Source organism: Luteimonas rhizosphaericola (assembly GCF_029888045.1).
Taxonomy (GTDB): Bacteria; Pseudomonadota; Gammaproteobacteria; order Xanthomonadales; family Xanthomonadaceae; genus Luteimonas; species Luteimonas rhizosphaericola.
The window spans coordinates 72,453-95,394 of sequence record NZ_JARXRN010000016.1; the positions used below are offsets into that span (position 1 = coordinate 72,453).

Consider the following 22,942-nt stretch of genomic DNA (forward strand, 5'->3'; position numbering starts at 1 on the left):
TGGTCTGGAGGCGCATTGATGGCAGCATGGCTGTCCTGCGCACGTGAACCTGTACGCGCACGTGTCGGGCGCCGCACGGGCGATGACCCATGACGCGCAACGCCTGAAGCGGAACTCGCGCGGACGCCCGTGCCCGTACCCTACTCGGCCGCGGACCCCTCGGACTGCCAACCCAGGTCCGGTTCCGGGTGGTAGCCGATGTCCATCGCATCCAGATGCGGTCGCAGCGCACCCATGCGCCGCACGAAGTCCGCGTAGCGGCGCTGCGCGGTGGGCGTCCAGGCGACCTCGGCGGCCGCGGCCAGGCGCGGCCACAGGCGGTTGTCGGCGGCGGCATCGGTGTGCACCAGCTCGGTCCACAGCGCGGCCTCGATGCCCAGCGCGGTCGGGAACGGCGTCGGGTCGAAGGCGTACAGCCGCGCCAGCGGCACGCCCTCCTTGCGGCACCAGTCGTAGGTCTGCGGCTGGCCGGCGTAGTTGCCGTGGTCGATGTAGAAGTACGAACACGGCGAGAGGATCAGCGGATGGCCTTCCTCGACCGCCGCGGCGATGTCGTAGCCGTCGTTCCAGAACTGGAAGACCACGTCGGGAGCGGTGTCGGCAACCGATCCTTCCTCCCAGAAGATGGCCGTGCGCCCCTGCTCCGCGACCATCGCCGCGGTGCGCGAGACGAACTCCGCGTATCGCGGATGCTTGATCTCGTCGCCGCCCATGTGGATTTCCCGCGACGGGAAGATCGCGAGCACTTCCTCCAGCACCTGCTGGACAAACGGGTACACCACCTCGGGCTTGTCCAGGCACAGCACGCTGAAGCCGACCTCCAGGCCCGAATACGGCGCCAGGTTGTCCTCGTCGTCGCACGCCAGTTCGTTGTACGACGCCAGCGCCGCCTGCACGTGGCCGGGCACGTCGATCTCGGGCACGATGGTGATGCCGCGCGCCTGCGCGTAGGCCACCAGGTGGCGCAGTTCGTCCTGGGTGTACCAGCCGCTGCGGCCGCCTTCCACCGCGCTGGCGCCGCCGATCTCCACCAGCTTCGGCCAGCGTTTGATCTCGATCCGCCAGCCCTGGTCGTCGGTCAGGTGCAGGTGCAGACGGTTGAGCTTGAAGCGCGCCATGCGGTCGATCGTCCGTTCGACGTAGTCCACCGGCAGGAAGCTGCGCGCCACGTCCAGCGACAGGCCGCGCCAGCGGTATGCCGGTGCGTCCACGATCTCCAGCCGCGGCAGCCGCAGCTCGGCCTGCGGCTGCGCCGGCAGCAGCTGGCGCAGCGTCTGCACCGCGTGCAGCAGGCCGGCGTCGGTACGCGCGACCAGCTGCACGTGATCGCCAACCACCAGCCGGTAGCCCTCGTCGCCCAGCGCAGCGTCGTCGAACCGCTGCAGGTGGATGCGCACCGACGCCGCGGCGTCGACGCCGATCTCCAGCGCATCCAGGGTCCGCTTCAGCGCGGCCGCGGCATCGGGCGCCGATGCCGTGTCGCGCAGTTCCACCGCGCCAGCGATGCGGAGCTCCCCCGGGTGCATCGAGACCGACCGCGGCAGCGGTACCAGATGCGGTGCGGCGTTCGCCGCGTCGGGTTCCGCCACGGCAGCGACCGGAGCGGCGGCCAAAGCAGTCGCGGCCAGCATTGCGAACAACACGCGCTTGAACGTCATCGGCGATCGATCCCCATCGTCGGCCTCGGCGGGCCGGAGCAGCGTGCACTGTCCCCGCGGGGCGGATGTTTGTCCACCCGTGATGCATCGCCCGTGCAGCGCGTCCGGTCGCGACACGCGGGACATTCCATGTCGCGCTGCAGCCCGCTCCGGACCGGGCACCCGCGACGCCGGCTTCACTCTTCCAGCGGCATCGTCCACTGCCGGGCGGAACACGCCGCCTGATCTCCGCTCCGCCGCGGCGGAGGCGTTGGATGGCGAGTCCGGATCCGGCGGCGACATCCGGAGTCCGCGCCGTGTCCGGAATGCGCGGCCGACGGCGCGTCACCGGGGCGCCAGCGGATCGCCCCGACACGGATCTCCGACCTCCCTCTGCACGGCCGCAGACATGCCACTCCGGCCAGGAACCGCCACACATGACCGATACGCCCACGCCCCCCGCACGCAAGGGCCAACCCGACCCGAAGCTCGACCGCGACGAGTTCGAGCGCCGCTATCGCCTCGCGTTCACCGATCCGGCGTTCGACGCCCACCGCGCGTCCATCGACCGTCTCACCGCCATCGCCTGGGACGCGTACGACGAAGGGCGCAAGGCGCCGCATACGCACCCCGCAGGACCGGGGTTCGACGATCCCTCGTACCGGCTCTCGGACGAATGGCGCGCGGCGCGTGACGCGATCGACGCCGCCGCGCAGCGCCAGCGGAGCGCAGGCAGCCCCGACCGCCTGCTGCTGGTCTGCGCCTCGCCGCGCAGCGAACACACCTGCCCCGGCGAGATGTCCAAGACCTGGCGCCTGCTGGACGCCGCGCGCGAGGCCGCGACCGCGGCCGGCGCGGAATGCGACGTACTCGAACTCAATCGCACCACGTCGGAGTACGGCCGCACCATCCATCCGTGCAAGGGCTGCGTGTCCACCGCGATGCCGCTGTGCCACTGGCCGTGTTCCTGCTACCCCAACCATGGCCTCGGCCAGCACCACGACTGGATGAACGAGATCTACCCGCTGTGGGCCGGTGCCCACGGCGTGCTGATCGTGACCCCGGTGCACTGGAACCAGGCGACCTCGCCGCTGAAGCTGATGATGGACCGGCTGGTATGTGCAGACGGCGGCAATCCCGATCCCACGAGCACCCACGGCAAGGACGCCGAGCGTGCGAAGCGCATCGAACTCGACGGCTGGGACTATCCGCAGCATCTGGCTGGCCGCGCCTTTTCGGTGATCGTGCACGGCGACGCCGAGGGCACGCAGCCCGTGCGCCACGCGCTGGCGGACTGGCTGCGGGGCATGGGGCTGATCGATGCCGGCGCGAAATCGCAGGTCGACCGCTTCATCGGCTACTACGAACCCTATGCCACCAGCCACGACGCGCTCGACCGGGACCAGGCCATCCTGGAAGAAAGCCGAAACGCCGCCCGCGCCCTGGTCGAACGCGTCCGTCAATTGCGTGCAGGCGAGCGCGAGGCCGGTGACTCGCTCGAATCCCCGAGACAGAAGTAGGCGGTGTATGCGGCGATCGCGCACAGGTTTGCGGTGATCCCGTACGGCGCCGCGTGTAGTGAGTCGATCCCGGGTGCGCTGCGCTTACCCGGGCTACAGCACACTCCCGTAGCCCGGGTAAGCGAAGCGCACCCGGGGCTTTTCAACAGTTGCGCACGGCGACGTCGCCTCGCCTGCGCTCACGTCTCGTCGAGCATCCCGTGCCGCCGGTGCCACGCCTCGAGCGACTCCTCCGGAAACTCCGCGAAGTGCACCTCGTTCACCCCCTGCGGCACCCCCACCCAGTTCGCCTTCGAGTCGAGCAGCATGTGCACCCGCTCCGGGGCCTCGGGGAGCGGCGTGTCGATCGCCGAGGCGTGCGGATGCACCAGCTCCGGCCACTCCGGATCGAACAGCCACAGCGCACTGCCGCACCCGGTGCAGAAGTGCCTGCGCGCGGAACTCACGCGACAGCCGCCGTCGCCTTCGCGGATCTTCGCCTGGTAGACGCCCAGGTGTTCGCGCCCTTCGATCTCGAGCGTGTCCGCGCGCGCCCCGAGGTTGACCGCACTGCCGCTGCCGCCGGCGGTCTTGCGGCAGATCGAGCAGTAGCAGTGCATGAACGGCACCGGCGCATAGGCCTGGCAGCGGAAGCGGACGTTACCGCAGTGGCAGGAGCCTTCGAGTCGCATGGTCGCCTCGCGCGCGGGTCGGATCGCGAACCCTAGCCCCCGAGGCGCGAACAGGGCGTGCAGCGGCCTGCGCCGGCGCAGCTCCACGCGGCGACGATGTCGGACCCTGCCGCATCCATTGCGTCGCGACCACGGTGCGGCATCCGAGCCGGAGCTGACATCCGGCCGATCGCGCGGTTGAGAACCCGCCTGCGGCCCCAAGATCGGGTGTCCCGCCGCGCCAGACAGGGCCTCGCCGTGACCGACTGGTTCAATACCCTCACCCGCATCGTCAACCGCCATGAACGCCCCGACGATCCCCATGCCCTGCCGCGGGCGGCCGCGGCGCTGCTGCTGGAGATGGCCGTCACCGCCGAGGGCGGGGATGCGGTGGAGCTCGAGGTGGTGCACCGCGCGATGGCCACGGCGTTCGCGATGCCGGCCGGCGAGCTCGAAGCGCTCATCGGACAGGCGCACGCCGCCAGGCGGCAGTCGATCTCGCTGCACGAGTTCACCCGCGACCTGCGCCCCGGGCTGGCACCCGACCAGCGCGCCGAGCTGGTCGAGTGGCTGTGGCGGGTCGCCTTCGCTGACGCGCGCCTGGACAAGCACGAGGAACTGATGGTGCGCCGCGTGGCCGACCTGCTCGGCGTTCCGCACGCCGAGTTCATCCGCCGCAAGCACCTGGCCAGGGCCGAAGCGGGCGAAGCGAAGTCCTAGGCGCCGTCCCGAGCGCGCGAACGCCCGGGCCGCGGTGATGCATGTCTGCAAGCCCGTATCGGCGGTGCATCGGTCGGGCGATGGAACCGGCCTCTCGATCACGCCCTCACCACGCCCGGCGTCGCACCTTGCCCCCATCATCCGCACGGGAGGGGTACCACCATGGCCACACGCGACATCCTCAAGACCCTGAAGGCCGAGCACGACGCGCTGCGGGGCCTGTTCGAGGAGATGGAGTCGACCACCGACCGCGCCGGCAAGAAGCGGGCCGAGCTGCTGGTGAAGATCAAGGCCAACCTGCTGCCCCACGCCAAGTGGGAGGAGACGGTGTTCTATCCGAAGTTCGCCGAGCGCGCCGACCGCGACGGACTCAAGACCCATGCCGAAGCGGTCGAAGAGCACCGCGCGGTCGAGAACACGGTGCTGCCGGACGTGCATGCCGCCGATTTCAAGACGCCGCAGTTCGCAGGCCGGGTCAAGGTGTTCGGCGAGATGATCGATCACCATGCCAGCGAGGAAGAGTCGACCATGTTCTCGATGGCGCGCAAGCTCTTCACGCCCAGCGAGCGGGCCGAACTGGACGTGGCCTACGAGGAGTGGAAGGCATCGCCCGCGGCGGCGGCGCTGTCGGCCGTGGCGGACGTGCAGACCGGGATGAAGGCCGCCGTGCGCAAGGTGACGCGACGCGCCTGAGCGGAAGTTGCGCGTTGAGCTTCGTTGGCAGACCGCGCGCCTTGCGCATCTCTCGCACCTCGGGCATGCGTAAGACCGCCTGCATCCGGCCCAACGCCGCGCGCCGGTCTGCGACTGCGAAGGTTTGACAACGCGCACCGCGCTTCGGAGCATGCAACGCTTTCCGATCGGGCGTTCCGTCATGCCGAAGATGTTCCTGCTGCCGCTGCTGCTTCCGGCACTGCTGTGGCCGCACGCCGCTTCGAGCCAGGCGCCGCCGGCGGCGCAGGCATCGGCCCCACTGCAGGCCGGCCTGCCGCCGGCGCCTGCATGGCTGGATGCGGTGGACCGGCTGTACGACACCCGCATCCGGGTGGACGGGCTGGAGGATCGCCGCTTCCAGCCCGAGCACTGGTGGTCGGTGGCCGGCCCGCTGGCCAGCGAGGCCCGCGGCTTCGGGACCGAGACCATCGGTCGCAGCGCCGAGGGACGCCCGCTGCGCCATGTGTCCTGGGGCGAAGGCGACACGCGCGTGCTGCTGTGGTCGCAGATGCATGGCGACGAGAGCACCGCGTCGATGGCGCTGGCGGACCTGTTCCGCTTCCTGGGCGAACATCCCGATCATCCGCTGGTCCGGCGACTGCGCGAGCGCACCACGCTGCACGTGTTCCCAATCGTCAATCCGGATGGGGCGGCGCGCTTCCAGCGGCGCAACGCGCAGGGCATCGACATCAACCGCGATGCGCGCGCCCTCGCCTCGCCCGAGGGACGCGCCCTGCACGACCTGCGCGAGCGCCTGAAGCCGCGATTCGGCTTCAACCTGCACGACCAGGACGTGGGCACCCGGGTCGGCGACAGCGGGCGCGGCACCGCGATCGCCCTGCTGGCCCCGCCGTTCAACGAAGCGCGCGAGGTCGACGACGCCCGCGCCCGCGCGATCGAGGTGTCGGTGGCCATCCGCGCCGTGCTCGAGCCGTACGTCGGCGGCTACATGGCGAAGTGGGACGACACCTTCAATCCGCGCGCCTTCGGTGACCTGACCGCGCAGGCGGGCGTGTCGACGATCCTGATCGAGTCCGGCGGCATCGAAGGCGACCTGCAGAAGCAGCGCCTGCGCAAGCTCAATTTCCTCGCCCTGGCCGGCGCCCTTGACGCCATCGCCACCGGCAGTCACGCCAGCCTGCCGCATGCGCCCTACCAGGACCTGCCCGAGAACGGCGCCGGCTGGGCCGACCTGCGCATCGTCGGCGGCACGCTCGCCGTGCCGGGCCAGGCACCGGCACAGGTCGACCTGCTGGTCGAGTTCGACGACGCCCTGCTCGAACGCGGCGGCCGCCTGATCGACGTGGGCGACCTCGCCGATCGCAGCGCGCGCCGCACCATCGACGCCAGCGGGCTGTACATCGTGCCGGTAGCGGCACCCGGGGGCGACACAGCCGCGCAGGCCCATCCCATCGAGCCGCGCGTGCCCGCGTACTTCCACCTCAGCCGCGATCCCGAGGGCCGCAAGATCGTGTGGACGCTGGCCGGGGACGTCGATCCGTCGCGGCGCGAACCCGCCGCCGACTGACGGCCGCCGCGCGATCGGGCGCGGCGCGGCCGGACGACCGGCACAACCGTCGCTGCGTCAGGCGCCGGCCGCCTCGACGGTTGCGCATTCCTCCGCATCGACGGCCGCCTGCGCGCGGCTGCCGCGCAGCAGGTGCCCCAGCGGGCCCAGCGCTGTCCCGTCGCGATCGCGCTCCAGCTCGTCGAGCGCCTGCCGCACGCGCGCCGACAGGCCCCAGTCGGCGGAAATCGACCGCGCACAGCGCACCGACCAGGTGTCGAGCAGCATGGCCACGGTGTCGGCATCGGGCACGCCATCGACGCGCCTGGTCCAGATGTCGCGCAGCACCTGGACCACCACCACCGACCCCAGCCCGTACAGCAGCGCCAGCAGCTGCGCGGCATGCAGGTCGTCGCGGCTCGCCTGCCGCGGCCGGTCCTCGGCGATTCCCGCCGAGCGCAGGGTGTGGTCCCACAGCCGCTGCGCGCAGCGGGCGAACACGCTGCCGTCGTCGGTGATCACCGGCTGCAGCAGCGCGGCCATGACCGTCCGGCGCAGGCCTTCGGTGCCGAGCAGCGCCACCGCCCGTTCCAGCTGTTCGACCGGTGCGGCCTGCCTGCGGTACGTCGCGCTGTTGGCGATGCGCAGCAGGTTGCCGGCCAGCGCCGGATCCTGCGCGAGGATCGCGGCAATGGAGGCGGCGCTGGCCGCGGGATCGTTGATGGCGCGGCTCAGCTGGGGCAGCAGCTGCGGGCGACGCGGTACGTAGCGCGGATGCGCATCGATGCGCGACAGCACGTCGGTCGCCGCCGCCACGGCGGCCGCATGGGATGCGGCGGGACGCGCTGCCAGCGCCGTCGCGTCGGCGAACGCGGGCGCGCACAGGCGCCGCAGCATCGCGCGTTCGGATTCCGGAGCGGTGGCATCGGGTTCCGCGTCTTCGGCTCGTGGCGTGGCATCGGATACGCCGGGCCCGGCAGCGACGGTGGACCGGATCACGGCGGTCGTAGCGGGAGCGGATGTCCGCAGAACACTCCCGTTTCCACGCCGGCGCACGGCCAGCGCCAGCCCCGATGCGGCCAGCGCTCCCAGGGCAAGCAGGATCAACATCCACATGGTCGGCACGGTCGTCGTCATTCGCTCCCCCTGGGCCCTCCCCGGCCGCGGGCGCCATTCAACCATGGCGCGCGCCCGCGTCGGTGGCGGCGCCTGCCGGGGTTATCGGCCGGGGGCGGCGGATCGACAGTCCGTCGGGCATTGCCGGATTCCGTCGCGACGGCGGCGCGCCCGGCGATCGCCGGCGGAGGGCGCTTCCGGTGCGCCGTCGCGGATAACGACACGCCCTGCCGCGACCTCCCGTGACGCCGCCCACATCTTCCCCTCGATAGACTCGGCCACACTCCCTCCCAGGCGATCCCCATGCGCATCCTGATGACTGGCGCCACCGGACTGGTCGGACAGGGCGTGCTGGCCGAGGCGCTGGTGCATTCGGCGGTCACCCACGTGGCGGTGCTGGGCCGGCGGCCTCTCGCGCACGCCGACCCGCGAGTGGCCGACCTGGTGGTGGAACGCTTCGACGAGCTGGCGCCGGTGAGCGATCGGCTCGCCCCGTTCGACGCCTGCTTCTACTGCGCGGGCGCGCCGCCCCTGGGTACGCCCGAGCCGGACTATCGGCGCGTGACCGTCGATCTCACCCTGCACGTGGCCCGCGCGTTTGCCCAGCACAATCCCGGCGCACGCCTGCTCTACATCTCCGGTGCCCGCGCCGACCCCGGCAGCCGGGTGATGCCGCTGCGGGTGAAAGGCGACGCCGAGGCGGTCCTGCGCGCCCTGCCGATCCGCACCGTGATGCTGCGTCCCGGCGGCATCGCGCCGGCGCATGGCGAACGCAGCCCGCACGGATGGATGCGCCCGCTCTACACGGTCGCGGGCCCGGCCATGGCATTGGGGGTGCGCCTGCTGCCGGGGTTGATGACGAGCACCGAGCTGCTCGGGCGCGCAATGCTGGCCCTGGCGGCCATGCCGGACCCGCCCGCGGTGGTGGAGAACGACGCGATCAACGCGCTCGGCGCATCCGGGGCCGGGTCCGCCACGCCGCCTCCGACGCATCCCTAGTCCTCCGCCGCGCATGCAGCCGGGGCCTTCCGGGATATCCGCGCCGCCCCCACACCACCCCCGCGGCGCCGCGCCGCGCGCTCTGCAGCGACCCGGGCCGGGCGGCCACGCCTGCGGCACCTTCAACGCCGGGTCGATAGGCGCTGGGCAATCGGCACGCGCAGCGCGGACTTCATCGCATGGGCCCGTCAATCGGTAAGCCACGGGCGGCACCGGGGCCCGCGTCCGCGGATCCGCGACGCCGGTTGCCCTCGCAGTGCGGCAGCGGCCCTATCCTGTGCCCCACCCTCCGCGAACCGGAGCTCGCCATGCGCAAGACCACCACCGGTCCATCGAACCGCAAGCCGCCCGAACCCGCGGCCGGCCATGCCGAGGTCGCCGACTGGCTCGCCCACGCGATGCCCGGCCTGCAGCCGATCGTGACGCACCTGGACGGGGTCATCCGGTCATCCATTCCGGACCTGCGCTACGCCGTGAAATGGAAGAAGGCCTACTACGGGCTCCCCGGGCGCGGATGGATCATCGAGATGGTGGCCTACGACGTGTCGGTGAACCTGGTGTTCTTCGCCGGCGCGCGGTTCGATCCGCCGCCACCCCAGGGTGAAGGCTCGCGTTACGTCAAGATACGGACGCTCGACGAGGCGCGCGCGCCGGAGATCAAGGCCTGGATCGAACAGTCCGCCAGGCATCCCGGGTGGCCGTGGCCCGAGCCGGCGTGATCGCGGCTCCCGAGGCGAAGTTGCGTAGCCCGGATAAGCGCAGCGCATCCGGGTGTCGGGGAGGTGATGGAGCTACCGGGCGCCCCGGATGCGCTGCGCTTATCCGGGCTACGGATCTTATGCGGGCGACGGGATTGGGTGACGTGTTCCCGTTCCCGTCGCTTTCCGGGCTGGGACGCGCTGAATCCCATTTGCGCGTCGACAACCCGGAGGCGCTTCGCTTATCCGGGCTACGCGTTGCGCCGGCACGGCTGCCCTGTCCTCATTCCCCCAGCAGGCGCGCGAGGTCCGCGTCCTTCTCCTGCCACAGCCCGTTCATCCACTGCTGGAAGCGGATACGGAATCCGCGGTCGTTCTGGTAATCGCCATGCAGTAGTTCGGCCGGGATCGGGCGCTGGCGCACGTGCACGCGGACCTCGGGAATGCGGTCGGCCACCAGGTCCATCATCGACGGGCGGCCGGCGGGATAGACGATGGTCACGTCGAGGATGGCGTGCAGCCCGGTTCCCATCGCGTCGAGCACGAACGCCACCCCACCCGACTTGGGCTTGAGCAGGTGGCGGTACGGCGCGCTCTGCCGTGCGTGCTTGTCCGGGGTGAAGCGCGTGCCCTCGACGAAGTTCATGATCGCCACCGGGATCTCGCGGAACTTCTCGCAGGCGCGTCGCGTGGTCTCGATGTCGCGCCGCGCGAGTTCCGGCCGGCGCGCGATCTGCTTCGGCGTGTGGCGGCCCATGAACGGGAAGTCCAGCGCCCACCACGCCAGCCCCAGCAACGGCACCCAGAACAGCTGGCGCTTGAGGAAGAAGCGCATCAGCGGAATGCGCCGGTTGAACACCTTCTGCAGGATCACGATGTCCACCCAGCTCTGGTGGTTGGCGAGCACTAGGTAGTGTCCGTCGCGCTGCAGCGCGGCGTCTTCCTGCACCTGCACGCGGGTGCACAGCAGGTGGCCGACCATCCAGCTGTTGCCCCCGATCCAGCTTTCCGCGATCCCGGTCAGCGCCGCATTGCTGGCCCTGCGCAGGCGCGCGACCGGCAGCGCCGCCTTGACCAGCGCCACCGCCAGCAGCGGCACCACGTGCACGACGGTACTGGCGGCGATGAGCAGGAAGATCAGCGCTGTGCGCAGGGATGCCATGGCAAGGACGGGCGGAGGCGGACGCACATTGTCGCGGAAACCCACACGTCGCGTCACCGCAGGCGATGTCACTCACGCGTCACGCCTGCAGGGAGGCCAACCTCGCGAGCGAAGGTTCGGCCGCCAACAAGCGCCTCGCGACCGTCCCAGCGCCTCCCCAGCGCCTGGCACGGCCGATCGCCTGCGGCAGACCACCCCCGTTTCACCGGCGGATCAGCGGCCGCGTGCCGGGCGTGCGATGACCAACTCCAGCGATCCGGTACTCGCGGAGTCCGCCGGCTCGGAATGACTGCGCGGCAACACCAGCAAAGTGAACCTGACGTCGTCCTCGGCGCGGAAGTTGAAGCGCTGGCCGCCCTTCACTCTGCGCATTCCGATCCTTCGGAACCCCGCGGCCACCAATTGCCGGTCGAGTTGACGCGCCAGCGCCCGCGAGTCGGCGCGCTCGAAGCCGACAACAATCTTGCGGAGTCTGGATCCATCCTGCTCGATCTCCGAATCCGAGATGACCTGAAACGGCACGCGAAGCGCCAGCCCAGCGAACATCCGTCGATCGATTCCGTCCTCGGCCGCAACCGGGAGCGGTACCGGTGGCACCTGCGATGCGCCATCGCCCTGCCCGTTCGACCTCCAGGCGCCGCCGGAGAGCGCCGCCAACCACGCGTCCGCCCGCCCGGTGGCAATCAGGTGCTCCCCGACGCGCGCGGACCCACGCATGCTCAGGTGCGACTTGTCGAAGTAGATCGGCAACCCGTCCAGATGCGACGGACAGCGTTCGGGATCGCAGATCGCCGAGCCGACTTCGAGATAGGCGATCGCTGGATCTCGGTCCTGCAGTGCGGCGAGGCGCTCGTTGAACGCCATGCGCCGGTTGCGGACGGTCGGCTCGCCGCACCCGGTGCCGTTGATCCTGATCCAGCGCTGGCTGCACTGGCGGTTGTAGTCCGACTGTACGGGAACGCGGCCGAGCAGGACGACCCTGGCGCCGCCGTCGATGATCTCCTCGATCGTCGCCAGCAACTTTGGTTCGAAGTCCGGCATGTCCTCATAGGTAGACCATGCCGCACCCAGGACCACAACGTTGAACCGCCCGTCCCCGATCTGCGCGCGCACTTCGCGTTGGAACCACAGGCAGCTTTCCTCGTACTTCGCGAACGGGGAGGATGCGTCGAACACCGGCGGACAAGAAGAATGCGACGCGTTGCGGATCCGGAGGCCGCCGTGCTTGCCGAGCACGTCCAGTACACCCACGTGGTGGGCCGCGTGCGAGTCGCCCCACAGCAGGACCTGGGGCGCGTCGCCGGCCGCGGACGCGTATCCGATCAGACACCGGGGGTCGGACAGAATGCCGGGTACGCGCTTGGAGATCTGGCAGTTCTCGTCGAACTCGAACGCAGGCGCAGTCGCGGCCTCGAGGCGCCTGAGCCGGTCAGACGACTCGATCCTCGTCTTCAGGCCTGCGGTGGCGACCGCGTATCCCGCAGCCAGGGACACCAGCAGGGCCGGCAGCACGAACAGGACCACAACCTGGCGCCATCCCGTCCACCGCACCCGCCGCGCCGGCCGTTCGACAAACCGATACGTGGCCAAAGACAGGACCAGCATGGCAAGCAGCGCGACACCAATATGCACGCCCGCGATGCTGGCGAAGAAATAGCGGAGGAAGGCCAGGATCGGCCAATGCCACAGGTAGAGCGAATAGGAGATCAGCCCGAGGCCGACCGCGGCACGGTTGGCGAGCAACCACTGGAGCACCTTGGAGCGCGAGCCTCCGAGGATGATCATGCCGGCCCCGAGGCAAGGATACAGGGCGTTGAGTCCCGGAAACGGCGTGAGGTCGTCCAGTGCGACCAGCGACCAGCCGATCATCGCCATACCCGCCAGGCCGACCCCCTCGGCCAGGAACGCGCTCGCGCCCCGCATCGGCTGAAGCCGCTCAAGCACGAGCGCAAGCAGTGCACCCACCATCAACTCGCCTGCGCGGGTGGGAAGCATGAAATAGGCGAACTTGGGGCTGGATGCGTTGGTCGCCTCGGCTAGCGCGAACGACGCGACCCCGACCGCGGCGGCCGCCAGGACCGCGACGCCCACGCGGCGTCGGCCGACTCCGGCCAGCAGGACCAGCAGCAGCGGCCATGCAAGGTAGAACTGTTCCTCCACGCCGAGCGACCACAGGTGCAGCAGAGGTTCCTGGTCGCTGGACTCGGCGAAGTATCCGTCGTCGAGGAAGCGCCAGAAGTAGATGTTCGCGGCCGAGAACACGGCATAGAGCGCGGAACGAGACAGGCGTTCGAGCGCATCGGGCAACAGCAGCAGCATGCCCGCGGCGAGTGTGGCCGCGGTCACCACAAGCAGCGCCGGCATGATGCGGCGGACGCGGCGGAGGTAGAAATCGCCCAGCGAGAACGTCCCGGCGGCCAGGTCGCGGTGGATGATCGAGGTAATCAGGAAACCGGAAATGACGAAGAAGATGTCGACCCCCACGTAACCGCCGGGCAACCACTCGCGATTGACGTGGTGGAGCACGACGCTCGCCACGGCGATCGCGCGCAGGCCGTCGATCTCCGGTCGATACGCTCCGCGATGTTCGATGCTGGCAACCAACGGTATTCTCCATTGCACCGGGGCGAGCCGATGGGGACGGCAGCCGGGCGACCCTGTCCGCCGTCGGCCGCCGCCGCGCCGATGCGACGCGCACCGGTGGTGCAGCGGGGGGCGGACATGGTCGCCGAAGAGCACGCTTGCTTCCAAGCGCCCACCGGAACCCCGCCATTGCGCGGCCAGCGTTCCCGCGCTCTAATCCCCTCCAGACTCGGGGGAGCAGCTCATGAAGGATTCGTGCCGATTCGCGCGGCGCCAGCAGGGCGCCGTGCGTGGAAGGGTCGCCGGTCTGACCGCCTGCCTCGCCCTCGTCGCAGCAACCGTGCTCGGCATCTGGTGGAACACCGGCGGACGCTCCGACTCCCCGCCCCGCCCACTAGCGCGCACGGCTGCGCAGGAACGCGTGATGGAGGCGACGCCACCCGTCCCGGGGCCGGGCCTGAGATCCTCGCCGCGCCAGCCTGTCGCGCCCTACGCGTACGAGGACAGTGGCAGCCTCATGTTCACCCTCGCACCGGATGCGGGTCGAGGCGGGGCTGCGTCGCTGCCTGTCCCGGTCCGGATGAACCGCAAGGCGGCGGAGCGGGCGGCGCGCACCGGGTTCATGGAGGTCGGGCTTGCGGACGGTACGCGGTATCGCGTGCTGTTCGAGCGCATGACCCACGGGCCGCGGAACACCATGACCTGGATCGGGCGCGTCGCAACCCCGGCCGGCGACCTAGCAGCGGTGCTGACTTATGGACGTGACGGCGTGTTCGGGGTCCTCCCGACCCCCGAAGGACACGCGCTCCAGGTGAAGACCTCGCGCGGCCAGGCAGTGCTCGCGCCCGATCCCGGACTCGTGCCGCCGGGCGTGGACCCGCATGCCAGGCATGCGGACTACGTGATTCCGCCGGTGCCGCGCGCAGCCGGCCCGCAGTCCCGCATGCACGCGGGTGCGCCCCTGGCCGGCTCGTCCGAGGCGGGCACGCACGCCACCTCCACTGCGCGGCAACGCGGCGGCCGCGTCATGCAGAACGCCGGGACCGCGAGAGACGCGAGCACCACCGAGATCGTCGTCCTCGGCGTCTACACGACCAATCTGGTCAGCGAGCGCGGGAGCGTGGCGGCCGCAGAAACGGAGTTCGTGAACCTGCTGGAGATCGCCAACCAGGCGCACATCGACAGCGGTACGCGCGTGCGACTCGTCCTCGGGGGGCTGCTGGAGACCGATTACCCGCCGAACGCCTTCAACGCCCAGGCGTTGGACGACGTCACCAACAATACGCTGCCCGACGGGCTCGACATCTTCGCTGCGCGCAATGCGCGCAGCGCCGACCTCGTGGCGATGCTCCGCCCGTATGCCCCCGACGATCCCAGCTGCGGTATCGCCTACCTCAACGGCGGTGGGCTTGCCGGCAGTTATGCATCGAGTTCGTACGGTTTCAGCGTGACGGCCTGCGGTGCGTACACCATGGCGCATGAAATCGGGCACAACCTGGGGTCGGCGCACGACCGCGAGGCGATGACCGTCGACGGCACGCTGGGCTATGGCGCGTTCGACTTCTCGTTCGGCTATCGTCACGACGCGAACCCGGCCTTCGCAACGATCATGGCCTATGGGCTGGAGGGGCAGGCGCGCGTAGGTTACTTCTCCAGCCCGGGCCGCACGGCCTGCCTCGGGCTGCCATGCGGCATCCGCGACCAGGCGGACAACGTCCGCAGCATGAACCTGATGGCCGACACGATCGCCCGCTTCCGGGATCCGGTCGGCACCGTGTCGATCCTGGATGCCCGGACCACCGAAGGCGACGGAGGCGGGGTGTGGCTGGAGTTCGTGGTCAGGATCTCAAATCCGGTTCCGGCGGGAATGCTCCGCTTCGACGTCGCCACCACGTCCGGCGGAACCGCGACCGCGGGCCAGGACTATGTGGCCGATGCGATGACGAACGTCGAGTTCCCCGAGGGACAGCGCGAGTGGACGTTCAAGGTGCAGGTGCTCCCCGACACGCTGGTGGAGGGCGATGAAACCGTCCAGGTGCGGCTGGCGAACGTGACCGGCCTGCCGGTCTACGACGGCGAGGCGGAGGGGCTGATCGTGGACGACGACCCCCGTCCCACCGTCAGCGGCGTGGTGCAGTTCGCGGACGGTGAGGTCCGCCCACCCAGCGTGCAGGTGTACGGATTCACGCGACTGCACGGGATGTCGGAAGTCCTGTGGACCACGGCCACCGCGCCCGACTACACCTTCCGTCTCGACGTCGTCCGCGGCTCGCAGGTGGATCTCAACGCGGAAATGCCCGAGGAATCGCCATGGGTGTCCGGATACGCGCGCCTGGCGAAAGTCGAGCGCGACGTGACCGCGAACATCCCGATCGGACGCGGCGTGCGTATCAGCGGGCGGATCCGGTGGCCGGCAGGAGAGTCGCCTGCTGAGCAGATCCCGCTCCAGCTCACCGCCTTCAACATCACCGGGGATACGAACGGCTACGGACTGACGGCCTATCCGCCGGATTACACGTACTCCATCAAATCGCGCGACCGGACGCCGTTTGCGCTGGCGCTCGATTTCGCGCCATGGCCCTACCTTCCCCAGCGAGTGGAAGGCTACACCCGGGGCGATACGACGCAGGACATCACGCTGTCCACCCTGCCCTCGCTGACAGTCGCCCACCAGCGCGTCCTCGAAGGCAAGGCAGGCGAGGCTAGGACGGTGGAAATCGCGGCCAGGCTGTCGGTGCCGGCACCTGCGGCCGGGGTGAGCTTCGATCTGGCGACAGAGGACGGAACCGCTTCGGGACAGAGCGACTACCTGCCGGAGACGCGCGCGGCCACGATCAGCGAGGGCAATCGCTGGTTCTTCACGTCGGTTGTGATCGTCGGCGACAACCATCCCGAACCCGAGGAGTATTTCCGGATCGTGGCCCGCAACCTGCGCGGCGCCCACATGCCGTCGCCGGGAATCGTGCGCATCCGGAACGACGATGCCGCCGCTCCCACGCCGACGCGGTTCGACTTCGACGCGGATGGACGTTCCGACCTGACCTGGCACCACGCCGGCAACGGTCGTGGCGTGCTCTGGGGCGGGGCCCAGTACGCGAACAAGCGGGAACTGACGACGGTCACCGATACCCGCTGGGGGCTGGTCGGTGCCGGCGACTTCGACGGCGACGGCCATGCGGACCTCGTGTGGCGTCACGGTGCGAGCGGCCAGAACGCGATCTGGCGCAGGGCCGACAACGGTGCGGTGTTGCGGATGCAGGCGGTGACGAATCTCGACTGGACCGTGGCCGGCATTGCCGATTTCGACGGCGACCGACGTGACGACGTGCTGTGGAGGAACCGTCGCACGGGGGCTAACGTGATCTGGCGCGGCGCGGATTACCGTATGCAGACGCCCGTCACTGGCGTCACGAATCTCGACTGGACCGTGGCCGGCGTGGGCGACTTCGATGGCGACCGGCGCGCGGATATCCTCTGGCGCCATGCGCGCACGGGCGCCAACGTCATCTGGCGCGGGGGCGAACATTCGCGCCAGCAGCGCGTAGTCGGGGTGACGGACGTGCGGTGGAGGGTCGCCGCGAGCGCCGACTTCGACGGCGACGGACGCGCCGACCTCCTCTGGCGTCACGCGGCCAGCGGTGCCAATGTGATCTGGAAGGGAGCCGACCACGGCGCGCAGCAATCGGTGACCGGCGTAACCAACCTCGACTGGCAGGTCGCGGCGGTGGGCGATTACAGCGGCGACGGCCGCGCCGACATCGTGTGGCGGAACACGCGTTCAGGTGCCAACACGCTCTGGCGGGCGGCGGATTATCGTGACCAAACCGGTCTGGCAACGGTCTCCGGCTCAGCGTGGCGCGTGGTGAACTGAGCCGGGCGTCCAAGGGGTTCCCCCTCGCACGCACCTGGATCTTGTCCCATTGCGACGGGGCGAGGGTGTGGACACGCGCCCTGCCCGCCGTGGGAGAACCCGTGGCATCGTCCACTTAGATCCTGAGCGCCTTCAGCCGCGCCCCGGCCGCGCACGGAGTGTGGGAGCGGGCACACCGGTCCATCCTGTGCACGCGCGTCGCGGCAGTAGCGGTAGTCACCTTCGACAATGCCCCCGACCGCGACCCCGAAGCTGCAGGCATGTCAACGCCTCACGATGGCTCCTCCCGGGCACTCTACGATCAACAGGCAATGGGCGCGGGGGCGACGTGTGTCAGCTTCTCTGGCGCGGCGAGACCATACCGTCACGTTCCGGCGCCGCCGCATGCCCCTGTTCCGCGTCGACCCGCACACTTGCGACGGCTATCCTGTCGATGTCGCTCCCTGCCACATCGCCCATGCCCCCTTGCCCGTATCGCTCCGCCGTCTATCTCTTCGTGCTGCTGCTCGCGGCCTGCGGCGGCCCGTCGCCCTATGCGGGCGGTGACGTGCCCGATCTGCAGCGCATCGACGTGCGCATGGGCGAAGGCACGCCCGCGGCGACCGGCGACGAGGTCAGCGTGCACTACACCGGGTGGCTGTACGAGCAGACCGCGCCGGACAAGCGCGGCCAGATGTTCGACAGCTCGCGCGACCGCGGCCAGCCCTTCGTGTTCCCGCTTGGCGGGGGTCGCGTCATCCGCGGCTGGGATGAAGGCGTCGCCGGCATGCGCGTGGGCGGCACGCGCGAACTGCTCATTCCCGCGTGGCTCGGCTACGGCGCCGAGGGCGCGGGCCGCGTGATCCCGCCTGGGGCGTCGCTGGTGTTCGAGGTGGAACTGCTGGAGATCCGCGACTGACGCGACGCGAATGCCGCCTCGACTCGGAACTGCGCTCCGCCGTGATCGACGCCCTGCACGACTTCAGCCTCACCCGCGCTGAAGACGCAATCGTCCGCCGCAGTGAATCCGAGATCCCTGCGGGAGCGTTCTAGCTGGCGGAGGACGACCACGGGCCATCGCCGACTCGGACGCGGTGGCAGCACTGCGTAGCCCGGATAAGCGAAGCGCATCCGGGACTACCGCGCAGAGCGGATGGCCGGCGCAGCCCCGGATGCGCTGCGCTTATCCGGGCTACCCGCTCGATCGGCGACTGGCGGCACGCCCGCCGTCAGACGGCGTTCTCGGCTTTCATGTCGCGATCGGTTTCGTCCGCATCCACCGCGGTTTCGTCCGCATCCACCGCGCGGCCCAGCGGCACCGGGGCCATCGACCGGAACACGCCGTCGCGGCGCACCCAGGCGTGGTACAGCGCCGCGGACAGGTGCAGCAGGATCACCGCCAGCAGCGCCCGGGCCAGCCAGGCATGCGCGCTGCGCAGCACGCTGTAGAGCGCCGGATCGTGCGCGGCGATGGCGGGCAGGTGCACATCGCCCCACGGCACAACCGGATTGCCGGCCGCCGACACCATCCCCCAGCCGACCAGCGGCATCGCCAGCATCAGTGCGTACAGCGCCCAGTGCGAGGCGTGCGCGGCGAGGCGCTGCCAGGCCGGCAGGTCGTCAGGCAGCGCGGGCAGGCGGCGGAACAGCCGGTGCACCAGCCGCACGATCGCCAGCACCAGCAGCGCGATGCCGATCGGCCGGTGCAGCGCGAGCAGCGCCGGGCGCAGCGTGATCGAGGACACCATCGCCACGCCGACGAACAGCATCGCCAGGATCAGCACGGCCATCAGCCAGTGCAGGGTCCGGGCGAAGGCATCGTGGTGGTCGGGCGCGCGACTCATCGGGCAGCCTCCACGGGCACGGCGCCGGACACATCCGCACCATGCGCCACCTCGCGCTGGCGACGGTCGAACGATTGCGCGTACACCGCCGCGCGCGCAGCCAGGATCGGATCGTCCGAGAGCGCGACGCCGTCGGGCACCATGGTCGGGTCGAAGTTGAGATCGCGGCACGCGCCGGTTGCCTGGTCCTGCGCGCCGGTCAGCACCACCGTGCCCACCACCACCTGCTCACGATCCTCCCGCCATGGCGTACTCGGGTCGCTCGTGTCGTCGCCCGCCGCCGCGAGCGTGGCGACCATGTCCCACCGCACCGGGCCACGCGCCAGGCGCTCGCGCAGTTCGTCCTGCAGGTAGTCGCCCTCGGCCGCCTCGCGCTGCGCCGCGCTCATCTCCACGAACGATGCCTGCGGCCGCATCGTCCAGCGCACCACGCGTTCGTCCCCGCCGTCATCGACGAACCGGAACGCGTGGATGCCGTAGTACTGCGTGCTGGCGAAACTGTCCGACCACGGCGCGGTCTTCGCCCAGGCCGCGAACCGCTGCGCCGCGGGATACCGCGCCACGAACGCGCGCATGCGCTCGGGATCGGGCTTGCCGGTCGCCGGGTCCGGCGCCGACGCACGGGTCTGCTCGTAGAACGCCTCCGCCGAGGGCACGCCGAAGAACGGGAAGCTGTTCATGGCCATCCGCCACTCGCCGCCCTCCCCGTCGCGCAGCACCAGCGCCATGCTGCGGACGCGCGCCTGCGCATCCAGCCCGTAGGGCGAGCCGCCGCCGATCGACATCCGCCCCGTCACCGGCACGGAGCCCGGGCCGAACACGCCCGCCCGGCTCAGCGCCGCGCCCGCGGGCGTGCCCTCGAACTGTCCGGACACGCACAGGCCCTTCGCGTGGGCGCGGCGGAACCCGGGATACGGCGTGGTGGAGGTCGCCTCGATGGCATCGGTCATCCGGGCCGGCGTCAGCCGCCCGGGCGCCAGCCAGCCCGCGGTCCAGCCGAAGGCAGCGGCCACCGCGGCCACGATCACCGCGATGGCGACGTAGGGCCCATATCGGGGGCGAGGCGGGGGATCAGGAAGCATGGCGGCGGCTGTTGGCGGGCTCGCCGCAGCTTACGCGCGGGGGGCCGGTGGGTGGATGAACGCCGGAGAGAGGACACGCTGACGCGCCGGGAACGGCCGCGGGAGACGCGGCTGTCGAATCGCGCCCATCCCGTGCGTCGAACAACCACGGTCCCGAGGATCACGTCGTGAGATCCGGCCGCCGCACCATCGCCGCAGTGGCCGGGCAGCCACTGCAGGGCGGCGGCCCAACGAGACGCGACGGCAGGACCACACAGGAAATCGCCCGACACACCCCCACCACAGACGAGGAGACACCATGAAGATCGTGACCAGCCTGAGCTTCCAGGGACAATGCCGGGAGGCCTTCGAGTTCTACGCTCAGGTCCTCGGCGGCCGGATCACCGCGGCGATTCCCTATGCCGACGGGCCGCCCGACATGCCGATCAGCGACCCGAAATACAAGTCCTGGCTGATGCACTGCTGGCTCGACGCGGGCGACCAGTCGCTGATGGGCGCGGACATGGACGTCGACTGGGCACCCAACATCGACAAGCCGAAGAACGGCTTCGACGTGACCCTGCATACCGACGACATCGCACAGGCCCGACGCTGGTTCGAACAGCTGTCCGAGGGCGGTCGCGAGATCATGCCGTTCGCCGGGACGTTCTGGTCGCCCGGCTTCGGTTCGCTGGTCGACCGCTTCGGCGTGCCGTGGATGGTCAACACCGTGCCGCCGGCAGGCTGGACGCCGCCCGCTGGCTGACGCCGCGTCGGCTTGCCCTACGGCGCTTGGCCCGGCCGGCCGGGCCGCCCGACAACGCCCGCCCCACCCGGACGAACTCGGGCCACCAGCCATCTGCGGCGCCAATTCCGCCCGCTCGCGACGCTGGCATGCCGACCCGGGCCACGCGCCCCGGCCGAGGGTCCCGTGCCAGCGGCTCGCGGCGGCCAGGGCGGCCACGGGTCCGGAGGACCCGCAAGGCCGCCCTGGTCATCACCAGCCCTGCTCCGTCGGCAGGACGAACAGCTCGGCGACGTCGACGTGGGCTGGCGCCTGTGCCGCGAACACGATGGTGTCGCCGATATCCTCGCCCTTGAGGAAGGTCATCTGGCTGGCGAGTTCGTCCATCTGCTGGCGATAGCCGGGATCGGTGATGTGGTCGTAGAGCTCGGTGGCCACAGCGCCGGGCTGGATGCAGGTGACGCGGATGTTGTGCTTCTGCCCGACCTCCATCCGCAGGCCGTCGGAGAACGCCGTCACCGCGTGCTTCGTCGCGCAGTAGACCGACAGGCCCTTGAAGACCTTGCGGCCTGCGATCGACGACATGTTGAAGATGTGGCCGGAATGGCGCTCGATCATCCCGGGCAGGACGGCGGCGGTGGTATTGAGGAGGCCCTTCACGTTCACGTCCACCATCCGGTGCCACTCGTCGACCTTGAAGCGGTCGATATCGGAGAGCGGCATCAGCCCGGCATTGTTGACCAGGATGTCGATCGGTCCGAGGGAGTCGACGAGCTGGGCGACGCCGGCCTGGACCGAATCCGGGTCCACCACGTCCATGTCGATGACCAGCGCCTCACCGCCCTTGCGCTCGATGCTCGCCTTCAGGTCTTCCAGCTTCCGCACCCGGCGGGCGGCGATGCCCACCTTCGCGCCCGCCTCGGCGAGCCTTGCCGCGGTCGCCGCGCCGATGCCACTCGAGGCGCCAGTCACCAGTGCGATCTTTCCGTCGAGGTTACGCATTCGCATCACTCCTTGTCGTGCGGCCCACCACCGTGGTGGGCCTTCGCGTCAGGAGGACGCTAAGCCGTCCGCGTCCGGCCTTCTCGTGGAGCCTTGCTCCACCTGTCGCGGTCTTGCGCGGACGTGCACCGGGCGCCGGGAATCCCTACCCCTGACGGTAATGGCTCGGCGAGACACCGGTTTCGCGCCGGAAGACCTGTGCGAAATGACCCGGGCTGGAATAACCCACCGCCATGCCGATCTCGATGATGCTCGCGTCGGTTTCCTGCAGCAGCTGCTGCGCGCGCGCGATGCGTTCGCGAATGAAGTACCGAGACGGCGAAAGCCCGGTGGCGCGCTTGAACTGGCGGCTGAAATGGAACCTACTCATGCCGACGGCGTCCGCCAGTCGTGCCAGATCGAAGGGTTCGGCCAGTTGCGCCTCAAGATGGGCGAGGGCCCGCCGCAACTTGAACCGCGGCAGCGCCGCCTGCCGCTCGTCCGCGGTGCCCTGCGACGCATAGTGACGGATCAGGTGGACCGCGATGGCCTGGGCGATGCCGTGCACGAACAGTTCGCTGCCGGCGCTGTCCCGGCCCAGTTCTCGACGGACCAGGGCCAGCAGGTGCGACAGCTCTGGATCCGTGCCGCCGGACACGTCGCGCAGGACGGGCGGAACCGGGTGTCCGAGCATCTCGCGACCGACACGCTCGAACAGCGGGATCGACAGATACAGATGCATGACTTGGAACGGGTCGGCACCGATCGCGCGCCAGCGCATCTCGTAGGGTGACGGCGTACGGGTCAGGAAGAAGTCGCCGACCCGGACGTGGCAGGCGACCCAGTCGCCCCCGAGCTCGCGCTCTTCGATGATCGCCTCTCCGGAGACGATCCAGACGACGAAGGGTTCGGGCACCGCCGGGACGAGGAACGGCTCCTGGTGGGACTGGCGCGAGTAGACCTTCACCAGGAGATCGGCCCATGCCGGACTGTCGCTGCTCGCCAGCGTGCGACCGGCGATGAAGTGCTCGAGCCCGCGAGGGGACGTGCGATCCCGGGCCTGCCCTCCGGTTTCGGGGGCGCGCGCAGGCGGAACGGCGCGCTCGGCGCGCCTGGAAGGACGCACGGCCCCCTTCTCTTCCGGACTCGCCATTG

Annotated in this window: 18 protein-coding genes; 9 read left to right on the plus strand and 9 right to left on the minus strand. The window is 70.2% G+C overall.

All coding sequences use genetic code 11. The features are described from left to right. Positions 1–140: 140 nt before the first annotated feature. Positions 141–1,589 carry a beta-N-acetylhexosaminidase gene (locus QFW80_RS01640; RefSeq protein WP_280599278.1) on the minus strand — a complete coding sequence of 483 codons (1,449 nt, stop codon included), beginning with the start codon at positions 1,587–1,589 and terminating at the stop codon, positions 141–143. Positions 1,590–2,074: 485 nt separating this feature from the next. On the opposite strand from QFW80_RS01640, the gene QFW80_RS01645 reads away from it, so the two are divergent. Next, positions 2,075–3,157, plus strand: coding sequence for a flavodoxin family protein (locus QFW80_RS01645; RefSeq protein ID WP_280599279.1), 1,083 nt, complete (start codon positions 2,075–2,077; stop codon positions 3,155–3,157). 179 nt (positions 3,158–3,336) lie between these two features. Here the strand turns inward: QFW80_RS01645 and QFW80_RS01650 are convergent, their stop codons facing one another. Then, positions 3,337–3,828, minus strand: a complete 492-nt coding sequence (locus QFW80_RS01650) for a GFA family protein (protein WP_280599280.1) — start codon at positions 3,826–3,828, stop codon at positions 3,337–3,339. A 237-nt stretch (positions 3,829–4,065) separates the two neighbouring features. Here QFW80_RS01650 and QFW80_RS01655 point away from each other — a divergent pair, with 237 nt between their 5' ends. The 3 genes from QFW80_RS01655 to QFW80_RS01665 all read left to right on the plus strand — a co-directional run bounded on the left by QFW80_RS01655 (position 4,066) and on the right by QFW80_RS01665 (position 6,769). After that, on the plus strand, positions 4,066–4,527 hold the full coding sequence (locus tag QFW80_RS01655; RefSeq protein WP_280599282.1) for a tellurite resistance TerB family protein: 462 nt from the start codon (positions 4,066–4,068) through the stop codon (positions 4,525–4,527). A gap of 162 nt (positions 4,528–4,689) precedes the next feature. Next, positions 4,690–5,220 carry a hemerythrin domain-containing protein gene (locus tag QFW80_RS01660; RefSeq protein ID WP_280599283.1) on the plus strand — a complete coding sequence of 177 codons (531 nt, stop codon included), beginning with the start codon at positions 4,690–4,692 and terminating at the stop codon, positions 5,218–5,220. Between the two features lie 181 nt (positions 5,221–5,401). Next, positions 5,402–6,769 carry a M14 family zinc carboxypeptidase gene (locus tag QFW80_RS01665; RefSeq protein WP_280599285.1) on the plus strand — a complete coding sequence of 456 codons (1,368 nt, stop codon included), beginning with the start codon at positions 5,402–5,404 and terminating at the stop codon, positions 6,767–6,769. A gap of 57 nt (positions 6,770–6,826) precedes the next feature. On the opposite strand, the gene QFW80_RS01670 is transcribed toward QFW80_RS01665, so the two are convergent. Next, a complete protein-coding gene (locus tag QFW80_RS01670) occupies positions 6,827–7,645 on the minus strand; it encodes an HDOD domain-containing protein (RefSeq protein ID WP_280599287.1) in 819 nt (272 codons plus the stop codon). 522 nt (positions 7,646–8,167) lie between these two features. Here QFW80_RS01670 and QFW80_RS01675 point away from each other — a divergent pair. Continuing rightward, entirely contained in the window at positions 8,168–8,863 is a 696-nt protein-coding gene (locus tag QFW80_RS01675) for a Rossmann-fold NAD(P)-binding domain-containing protein (protein WP_280599288.1), read from the plus strand. Between the two features lie 308 nt (positions 8,864–9,171). Further along, positions 9,172–9,582 (plus strand): DUF1801 domain-containing protein, encoded by a 411-nt coding sequence (locus QFW80_RS01680; protein ID WP_280599289.1) that lies wholly within the window; start codon positions 9,172–9,174, stop codon positions 9,580–9,582. A gap of 262 nt (positions 9,583–9,844) precedes the next feature. Here the strand turns inward: QFW80_RS01680 and QFW80_RS01685 are convergent, their stop codons facing one another. Then, positions 9,845–10,723, minus strand: coding sequence for a 1-acylglycerol-3-phosphate O-acyltransferase, YihG family (locus QFW80_RS01685; RefSeq protein ID WP_280599290.1), 879 nt, complete (start codon positions 10,721–10,723; stop codon positions 9,845–9,847). A 213-nt stretch (positions 10,724–10,936) separates the two neighbouring features. Continuing rightward, the gene (locus QFW80_RS01690) at positions 10,937–13,327 is read right to left on the minus strand and encodes an acyltransferase family protein (RefSeq protein ID WP_280599291.1); all 2,391 of its coding nucleotides are present in this window, start codon (positions 13,325–13,327) and stop codon (positions 10,937–10,939) included. Positions 13,328–13,823: 496 nt separating this feature from the next. Between QFW80_RS01690 and QFW80_RS01695 the strand changes: the two genes are divergently transcribed. After that, positions 13,824–17,177: an FG-GAP-like repeat-containing protein gene (locus QFW80_RS01695; RefSeq protein WP_280599292.1), complete on the plus strand. Its 3,354-nt coding sequence runs from the start codon at positions 13,824–13,826 to the stop codon at positions 17,175–17,177. Between the two features lie 457 nt (positions 17,178–17,634). Further along, complete coding sequence (locus QFW80_RS01700; RefSeq protein WP_280599293.1) at positions 17,635–18,075, plus strand: FKBP-type peptidyl-prolyl cis-trans isomerase; 441 nt, start codon at positions 17,635–17,637, stop codon at positions 18,073–18,075. A 310-nt stretch (positions 18,076–18,385) separates the two neighbouring features. Here the strand turns inward: QFW80_RS01700 and QFW80_RS01705 are convergent, their stop codons facing one another. Together QFW80_RS01705 and QFW80_RS01710 are read right to left on the minus strand one after the other, a co-directional pair. Continuing rightward, positions 18,386–19,000, minus strand: coding sequence for a cytochrome b (locus QFW80_RS01705; RefSeq protein WP_280599294.1), 615 nt, complete (start codon positions 18,998–19,000; stop codon positions 18,386–18,388). Then, on the minus strand, positions 18,997–20,082 hold the full coding sequence (locus QFW80_RS01710) for a catalase family peroxidase (RefSeq protein WP_280599295.1): 1,086 nt from the start codon (positions 20,080–20,082) through the stop codon (positions 18,997–18,999). The genes QFW80_RS01705 and QFW80_RS01710 overlap by 4 nt, the downstream gene beginning before the upstream one ends. Positions 20,083–20,380: 298 nt before the next feature. Here QFW80_RS01710 and QFW80_RS01715 point away from each other — a divergent pair, with 298 nt between their 5' ends. After that, on the plus strand, positions 20,381–20,827 hold the full coding sequence (locus QFW80_RS01715; RefSeq protein ID WP_280599296.1) for a VOC family protein: 447 nt from the start codon (positions 20,381–20,383) through the stop codon (positions 20,825–20,827). A gap of 231 nt (positions 20,828–21,058) precedes the next feature. Here the strand turns inward: QFW80_RS01715 and QFW80_RS01720 are convergent, their stop codons facing one another. Together QFW80_RS01720 and QFW80_RS01725 are read right to left on the minus strand one after the other, a co-directional pair. Then, positions 21,059–21,808: an SDR family oxidoreductase gene (locus QFW80_RS01720; protein WP_280599297.1), complete on the minus strand. Its 750-nt coding sequence runs from the start codon at positions 21,806–21,808 to the stop codon at positions 21,059–21,061. Between the two features lie 145 nt (positions 21,809–21,953). Continuing rightward, positions 21,954–22,940 carry a helix-turn-helix domain-containing protein gene (locus tag QFW80_RS01725; protein ID WP_280599906.1) on the minus strand — a complete coding sequence of 329 codons (987 nt, stop codon included), beginning with the start codon at positions 22,938–22,940 and terminating at the stop codon, positions 21,954–21,956. Positions 22,941–22,942 lie beyond the last annotated feature (2 nt).

Bases quoted from the DNA above. Each gene is read 5' to 3' on its own strand.
- QFW80_RS01675 (WP_280599288.1), top strand. From the start codon at position 8,168: ATGCGCATCCTGATGACTGGCGCCACCGGACTGGTCGGACAGGGCGTG.
- QFW80_RS01715 (WP_280599296.1), top strand. From the start codon at position 20,381: ATGAAGATCGTGACCAGCCTGAGCTTCCAGGGACAATGCCGGGAGGCC.
- QFW80_RS01720 (WP_280599297.1), bottom strand. From the start codon at position 21,808: ATGCGTAACCTCGACGGAAAGATCGCACTGGTGACTGGCGCCTCGAGT.
- QFW80_RS01705 (WP_280599294.1), bottom strand. From the start codon at position 19,000: ATGAGTCGCGCGCCCGACCACCACGATGCCTTCGCCCGGACCCTGCAC.
- QFW80_RS01645 (WP_280599279.1), top strand. From the start codon at position 2,075: ATGACCGATACGCCCACGCCCCCCGCACGCAAGGGCCAACCCGACCCG.
- QFW80_RS01710 (WP_280599295.1), bottom strand. From the start codon at position 20,082: ATGCTTCCTGATCCCCCGCCTCGCCCCCGATATGGGCCCTACGTCGCC.
- QFW80_RS01670 (WP_280599287.1), bottom strand. From the start codon at position 7,645: ATGCTGCGGCGCCTGTGCGCGCCCGCGTTCGCCGACGCGACGGCGCTG.
- QFW80_RS01680 (WP_280599289.1), top strand. From the start codon at position 9,172: ATGCGCAAGACCACCACCGGTCCATCGAACCGCAAGCCGCCCGAACCC.
- QFW80_RS01685 (WP_280599290.1), bottom strand. From the start codon at position 10,723: ATGGCATCCCTGCGCACAGCGCTGATCTTCCTGCTCATCGCCGCCAGT.
- QFW80_RS01665 (WP_280599285.1), top strand. From the start codon at position 5,402: ATGCCGAAGATGTTCCTGCTGCCGCTGCTGCTTCCGGCACTGCTGTGG.
- QFW80_RS01700 (WP_280599293.1), top strand. From the start codon at position 17,635: ATGCCCCCTTGCCCGTATCGCTCCGCCGTCTATCTCTTCGTGCTGCTG.
- QFW80_RS01695 (WP_280599292.1), top strand. From the start codon at position 13,824: ATGTTCACCCTCGCACCGGATGCGGGTCGAGGCGGGGCTGCGTCGCTG.
- QFW80_RS01725 (WP_280599906.1), bottom strand. From the start codon at position 22,940: ATGGCGAGTCCGGAAGAGAAGGGGGCCGTGCGTCCTTCCAGGCGCGCC.
- QFW80_RS01650 (WP_280599280.1), bottom strand. From the start codon at position 3,828: ATGCGACTCGAAGGCTCCTGCCACTGCGGTAACGTCCGCTTCCGCTGC.
- QFW80_RS01660 (WP_280599283.1), top strand. From the start codon at position 4,690: ATGGCCACACGCGACATCCTCAAGACCCTGAAGGCCGAGCACGACGCG.